The sequence below is a fragment of the Salinivibrio sp. PR919 genome (genome assembly GCF_001995355.1).
GTDB classification, from domain to species: domain Bacteria; phylum Pseudomonadota; class Gammaproteobacteria; order Enterobacterales; family Vibrionaceae; genus Salinivibrio; species Salinivibrio proteolyticus.
On sequence record NZ_MUFL01000131.1, the window covers coordinates 1 to 6,745 of the forward strand.

General features: G+C 48.0%; 6 protein-coding genes. 3 read left to right on the top strand and 3 right to left on the bottom strand.

Annotated elements, in window-relative coordinates; genetic code table 11:
- Positions 1-187: 187 nt before the first annotated feature.
- Together BZG83_RS15755 and BZG83_RS15760 are read right to left on the bottom strand one after the other, a co-directional pair.
- Positions 188-679, bottom strand: a complete 492-nt coding sequence (locus BZG83_RS15755; protein WP_077481966.1) for a SixA phosphatase family protein — start codon at positions 677-679, stop codon at positions 188-190.
- 122 nt (positions 680-801) lie between these two features.
- Positions 802-1,746 carry a chemotaxis protein CheV gene (locus BZG83_RS15760; protein WP_077481968.1) on the bottom strand — a complete coding sequence of 315 codons (945 nt, stop codon included), beginning with the start codon at positions 1,744-1,746 and terminating at the stop codon, positions 802-804.
- Positions 1,747-2,148: 402 nt separating this feature from the next.
- Between BZG83_RS15760 and BZG83_RS15765 the strand changes: the two genes are divergently transcribed.
- Together BZG83_RS15765 and BZG83_RS15775 are read left to right on the top strand one after the other, a co-directional pair.
- A complete protein-coding gene (locus BZG83_RS15765; protein WP_069586694.1) occupies positions 2,149-3,078 on the top strand; it encodes a chemotaxis protein in 930 nt (309 codons plus the stop codon).
- Positions 3,079-3,353: 275 nt separating this feature from the next.
- Positions 3,354-3,659 (top strand): DUF496 family protein, encoded by a 306-nt coding sequence (locus tag BZG83_RS15775; protein ID WP_077481972.1) that lies wholly within the window; start codon positions 3,354-3,356, stop codon positions 3,657-3,659.
- Between the two features lie 70 nt (positions 3,660-3,729).
- On the opposite strand, the gene BZG83_RS15780 is transcribed toward BZG83_RS15775, so the two are convergent.
- A complete protein-coding gene (locus BZG83_RS15780; protein WP_158074981.1) occupies positions 3,730-5,190 on the bottom strand; it encodes an IucA/IucC family protein in 1,461 nt (486 codons plus the stop codon).
- A gap of 631 nt (positions 5,191-5,821) precedes the next feature.
- Here BZG83_RS15780 and BZG83_RS15790 point away from each other — a divergent pair.
- Positions 5,822-6,745 (top strand): TonB-dependent receptor plug domain-containing protein (locus tag BZG83_RS15790; RefSeq protein WP_158074982.1); only part of this gene is annotated, 924 nt, incomplete at its 3' end.

Here is a 6,745-nt window from a genome sequence, read left to right on the forward strand (position 1 = left end):
ATGACACATTATTGATGGTTAATATATCGCCACTTTTTTGTTTTTCCTGCTCATCCCTGATGAGTACAGGGCTCAGAAGAAAGGTAACAAAGAAATTAACGGGGTTATCCACAGTTTTAGTAGATAACTTTTTCTCCTTTAATCTAAATGTAGTTTGTCTTCAACTAGATATAGTGCCTATTATGGCTTAACTTACTTGACGCTTTGGCCAGTCGAGGTAAATCAGCTGCGCATCCACCTCGTTGATCGCTTGCCATGATGTCGTCTCAAACGCTACCACGGCTACTCCAGACGTGGGTAAATTCTCTTTGCGCATACCCATCTGTTGGAGATAAAGGTTCAACGCTGGATTATGGCCAATTACCATCGCGGTTTGCTGACGCTCATCCAACTGTTTCGCTGCGGTAGTAATCGCACCGCTGTGCTCGGTATATAAGGCAGTGTCCACGATAATAGGCGGTTTGTCATTAAGGGTCTCCGCCACCAATACCGCGGTATCTTTCGCTCGCTGCGCTGAGCTGGTTACAATGGTTTGAGGTTGCAATACCCAAGCATTCAGGCGCTCAGCCATCAAAGGCGCTTGACGAAAGCCTCTTGGGTTCAAAGGCCGATCGTGATCGTCTAAGCTAGGGTCATCCCAACTGGATTTCGCATGTCGCATCAAAAATAGGTATTTCATGTTGCCTCCCTAGATTATGTTCTCCTTTCTCGTCAACATGATTACTGTTATCCAAGCTCGACATTCAACAAAAAAGCGAGCCAAGGCTCGCTTCAAAAGGCACATTGCTGTCACGCATTGCCTTAGCTTGCCACCACTTCACGTAGCCGCTCTTGGACAACGTTCACGAGCAAATCAGGTTGAAACTTAGAGATAAACTGGTTACAGCCGACTTTCTCAACCATGGCCTCATTAAAACTACCACTCAATGAGGTGTTAAGTGCGATGTAAAGGTTACTCATTCGGCTATCAGAACGCACCTCATGCGTTAATTTGTAGCCATCCATCTCAGGCATCTCAGCGTCGGTGATCATCAATAGGATCTCATCGCTGACATTTTTGCCTTCATCACACCAACTTTTAAGTAATTGCAGCGCCTCGGCACCGTTTTTTTTCATGATGCATTCGACACCAAACTGAGACAGAGTATCACTGACTTGTGCACGTGCTGTTGACGAATCATCCACCACCAAGACACGCTGCCCTGCCATATAAGGTGTGAGTTGCGGATCGAGCACATCTTCTGATATCCCAATTTCGTACGCGACAATCTCAGCCAAAATTTTCTCAACGTCGACGATTTCCACGAGGCGAGTTTGGCCATCGAAGTCTTGGCGAGTGATCGCGGTCAGGTAGTTATTGCGCCCAGTGCCTTTGGGCGGCTCCATAATCTCATCCCAGCCCATGTTTTTGATATTGATGACTTGGCCAACTAAGAACGCCTGAATCGTCCGGTTGTACTCGGTCACGATCACGTTGCAATCATCCGACACCCCAATCGAGCCCATGCCAATCGACTGACGCAGGTCAATCACAGGAATTGACTTTCCTCGGATCATCGCCACGCCACGCACATTCGGATGCGAACCTGGCATTTGGTKGAGCCGGGGCACTTTAATGACTTCACGCACTTTAAAAACGTTGATGGCAAAAGGTTGCGTGGTGCCAAGATAAAACATTAAAAGCTCTAGGCGGTTCTCCCCCACCAGCCGCGTACGCGAATCTACCGAATCTAAAATATTGGTCATAGTTTGCTCAACCGTTGGTTTACTTCTTAAAAGGCGTATATCCGATGCGCGTGATAGCTCGAGGACGAGCACCTAATCATGCACTTTTGTCATTGATGTAACACGGTGACAAAAAAGCTATTACCTTTATTTTAGGTAAGAAATGACGACAGGCAACCTATTGCGCTGTGTCTGGCTCTGTCTTCGTGTGTTTCTGCGTCATTAGCCTAGCATGACTGCTGACCGGAAAGCGTGCGAAATCGCGCATTTAATTCACACTATCAATAAGTTTCAAATATGAGACAATAGTACGGAAAAATTTTATGTTCTGTCTAATCCCCCCTATCATAATGGGGAGATGTGTCTTACGCATAATGCTGATAAAATACACACCGTTATTACGATTACACGTAGAGTGATGCTATGAAGAGCAAAGCCAATCAATCACAAGGCATGTTGATGTTCCGCCTGACCCCGACGCAATCTTTTGCGATTGGGACCCTTAAGGTGCGGGAGATCATCCCTTTTCAGCCGCTAACGGATTTGCCCGGCTCTCACCCCACAGTGATAGGAACCACTAGTTTCCGTGGCATCGCCACTCCCGTCATTGATATGGCCAAAGCGATTGGTTACAAGCCAGTCGACAAGTCAGAATGGGAGTCGTGTTACATTATCGTCACTGACTGTCAGCGTCGTGTAATGGGCTTTTTGGTGCGCGGCATTGAAAAGATCAGCGAGTGTGACTGGCGCTCGATCGCCGAGCCACCTCAAACACTGGGTACTCGTGCGTTTTTAACTGGCGTAATGAAAATCGACGAAAAGCTGGTTCAGCTGCTGGATGTCGAATACATCATGGAACATATTTTCCCATCCGATCCGGATAAACTGCACCCTGTTTTGTCGGATGTCGATCGTGAAAAGCTCAAGCCGATGAACATCTTGCTTGTTGATGATTCCTTAACCGCAAGACGGCAACTTTCTGAAGCGTTAGACAGTATTAATATTCCCTATTACGTCACCAACAACGGTTCAGAAGCACTGCAAATGATGAAAAACGCGGCGTCCGCCGGTAAACCGTTTGACATTATTGTTAGCGATATCGAAATGCCCGGTATTGACGGTTATGAGCTCGCCTTTGAAATTCGTAGCGATGACAAACTGGCCGAAGCGTACCTGATCCTCCATACATCGCTGTCGAGTGATATTAGTGTGGATCGCGCCAAACAAGTCGGTGCACACGAAGCGCTGACAAAATTTGATGCCACCGAGCTCGTTCAAGCCATGTTACGTGGCGCGATGCTAAAAACCTCTGGCTCCTCAGTGAAACTTGAGGGGACGCCAACCAACTACTGATCGCTGTCTCGAGCAGGCTGGCTTTGATATGTGTCATACCACTGTCAAGGCGAGTCTGCTATCTTTGCCAACATCACGTTCTAATCGGGTATAAGGTGATTTGGGCATGTCTTTCGCCAGTCTCTCCCCAATGGCACATTTCTGTGTATCCCAAATCAGATCCTTTATCGGTTCAATTGATGAAAAACTCCTCACTTCAAGCGCGAAAAGGCTGGGTTTGGCCGAGCGCTTGTGGTTTAATTTTTTCATACTTCAAAAAATAGAAGGCGACTATAATGACCAGTGTATTTGAGATCGTTAAGCACTCACGACAAAAGAATAAGCTAAAACGCGAAATCCAAGACAACGACAAGAAGATCCGCGACAATCAAAAACGCGTTGTGCTGCTAGAAAATTTGCTCGATTATATCCAGCCTGAGATGTCCTATGAAGACATTGTCGAAATCATCAAGAATATGAAAGGTGATTACGAGGACCGCGTTGATGATCACATCATCAAGAATGCGGAGATTTCTAAACAGCGCCGTGAAATCAGCCGTACTATCAAAGAGCTCACCAAGCAAAGTAAAAGCGGTAAGTAAGCCCAACTACTTGCACTGATTTGAGTGTTAATACCCGCCTATTGCGGGTATTTTTCGTTAAGTATCCGCATTACGCCTCAGCCAGAGGGTTACGAATCGCCTCACCAAACATGGGAACAGGCCGTTCGTTGCTATCATCGTAGCCAATGTTAAACCTTACACGATTGATACAAATCTTCTCTTTCGTCTCACTCAGCACGTCAAACAATCCAAAGCGTTCATTCAGCTGCGGTTGTGCCTGTTGATAACGACGAAGGGTGTCACCTAACTGACGATAAAATTCAGTCTCGCTCACCCCAAGGGACACAAACCACGGCGAAATAAAACGTAGTGTGGTCACAAAATGCCCCGTATATAAATCATGCACCAGATAGTTTGGCGGCAAGTGCTTGATCGCCGCTCGCACGCGTTTATCTAAGCTGTCCAACTCTGGAAACGGCTGATCGACAAAGCGTAAATCACCATGAAAATCTTTGATCATGCAACCCACAGGGATATCGTCTTCCAGCACCAAGGTAATGTTTTGCCCATGCGCCACTAGCCCAATCCCGTATTGGCATAGCAAGTGATAAAGGGGGACCACAACATGATCAAACAAACGCTGCAACCATTCCCTAGGTGTTAGTAGGGTGCGCGCAATCAGCGCTTCGACACAGCTGACCCCATCACCACCCGCTTGCATCAGGGTCGCCATAATCATAGGTCGCTGATGAGACGGTAACAGGCTTTCGGCACGCTCACGCCAAACGCATCCCAACATTTCGTGATATTTGTAACAGCTGTCTATTTGCGCCTGATAAGGCTGCGGGCAGTACACACCGGCGACTTCCTGCTGTACATGCATACCAAGACGCGACAATAACGCATCCTGACGTACACAGGTTGACAGCCATTTTGACAGCACTGGGCCATGGGCAATAAAGCTCCCGGGTACGCCGCGATAGCAGGAGGTATTGAGAATGGTTAACGCTGTTTTTACGTCGTATGCGGCTTGCCCATCCGCTCGGCTCAAGGTACGAATCGACTGCTGTGGACGCCACTGTTCTGTACTCGCACCCAGGTCAATGATGTCACCTGAAGCGAATAATGACGCATATTGGCTGTAAATATAACGCTGCATCTGCCACGGATGCACCGCCATAATCAGGTAATCATCCCGTTCATCGACCGCTAAGCGCGTCATGAGTGCGTCATAAGCGGCTGGTGATAGGGTCTCAGTGAGCAAAGAGGCCTGATCGAATCCATCCCCAAAGCCATAACGCGCGCACGCTCGATGCACAGCGAGATAATGCAACGCAAACGTGTTGCCATATTCAGGCGCATATTGTTGACGATCCTGCTGGCCCCAGCCCAATCGCCCTTTATTGGCGAGCGCCTTGGGGTGAGCATCCAAATAGGGCTGACGATCGGTTTCTGATAACGTTACGAGTTTATCGGCTGGTAGGGTGCTAAGCATCGCGAGATGCTGTTGTTCCGCAATGAGTGTTTCTTGATACTCCTCGATAAAACCACCACGGTGCAAGGGATCCATATTGNGCCTTGGGGTGAGCATCCAAATAGGGCTGACGATCGGTTTCTGATAACGTTACGAGTTTATCGGCTGGTAGGGTGCTAAGCATCGCGAGATGCTGTTGTTCCGCAATGAGTGTTTCTTGATACTCCTCGATAAAACCACCAAGGTGCAAGGGATCCATATTGATAACAGATTGCAAGTCCATCACTAATTCAATCAGCTCTGGATGATAGTTGTCGCCCCGTGACACGCTGCCACTATCTACCATCACCATTCCCCAAATGCTCATCGTGCCCGTAAACCGCCATTCTGCATCAGGCAGTGTCAACCTAAACTGGCGCCCGTCAAGGTGGTCAACCGTAATCGCATTTTCGAAGTGAAGCTCACTGATCGCTTTTGTGAGCAGTTTTTGATTGGCTGCTTGCCAATAATTCCCCTGCATTTGTTACGTCCTTTATCTATTTGATTTCACCCATTTAAAGTAAATGTGGCAATTCGGTTATCAATGTATTGACAACAAGGGCAAATATCAATAATCATAATGATATCTATTATCATTTAATGATAAGTGATTAGGTAGTGACGTAGACGTATCTGCAGGGACGCAGGCTCGCTGAGCCCTGCAGCTTTATGTTGTATAAGGATAATTATGAAGTCTAAAAAAGTAGTTGGCCTCTCACTGACCCCACTGGCCATAGTGATTGGCGCACACCTTGCCCATGCCGCCCCTTCTGCGGCCAATACCGAAACCATCATCGTAACTGGCAGTAAAATTCAGACCACGATCGCCGATTCCGCTAGCACCAACTGGGTGATCACCAATGAAGAACTAACCCGTGAAATTCAAGGCGGTGAGTCATTAAAAGGCGCGCTCGGGAAGCTGATCCCAAGCTTTGACTTTGGCAGCACTAACGCGCGTACCAATGCCTCACAGAATCTGCGTGGCCGCAGCGCACAAATCATGATTGATGGCGTGGCGTTGAATGCCGCTCGCACCATCAGCCGCCAACTGGATAGTATCGACCCCTTTAATGTCGCACGCGTTGAGGTACTATCAGGCGCGACCTCCATTTATGGCGCGGGGGCAACCGGCGGTATTATCAATATCATCACTAAACGTGGTGAAGCGGGCGATGCGCAACTTGAGGTTCACACCGGCGTCACCTCTGGGTTTAACAACAGCGACGACCTGACCAAAAAAGCCGCGATTGCGGTATCCGGCGGCAGTGATAGCTTGCAAGGGCGCTTATCCGTGGCGTATGAAGGCAAAGGTGCGGCCTACGACGGCAATGGCGATCCTATTTTGCCCGATGTCACCCAAACCGATACCCAATTCAATGACAGCATTGATGTGATGGGTAGCTTAGATTACAGCCCTGACGACGAACAGCACCTCTCCCTGACTGCTCAATACTATGACAGTCAACAAGACAGTGATTACGGGATCTGGTTTGAAGATACGACCGATCTAAAAAGTGATGTTGAGCGTCGTAAAGGGCTCAAACTTGATGAGCAACCATTCACTGAACGTTTGATGCTCAACACCCAAYATAGCCATACCAATGTGCTAAAT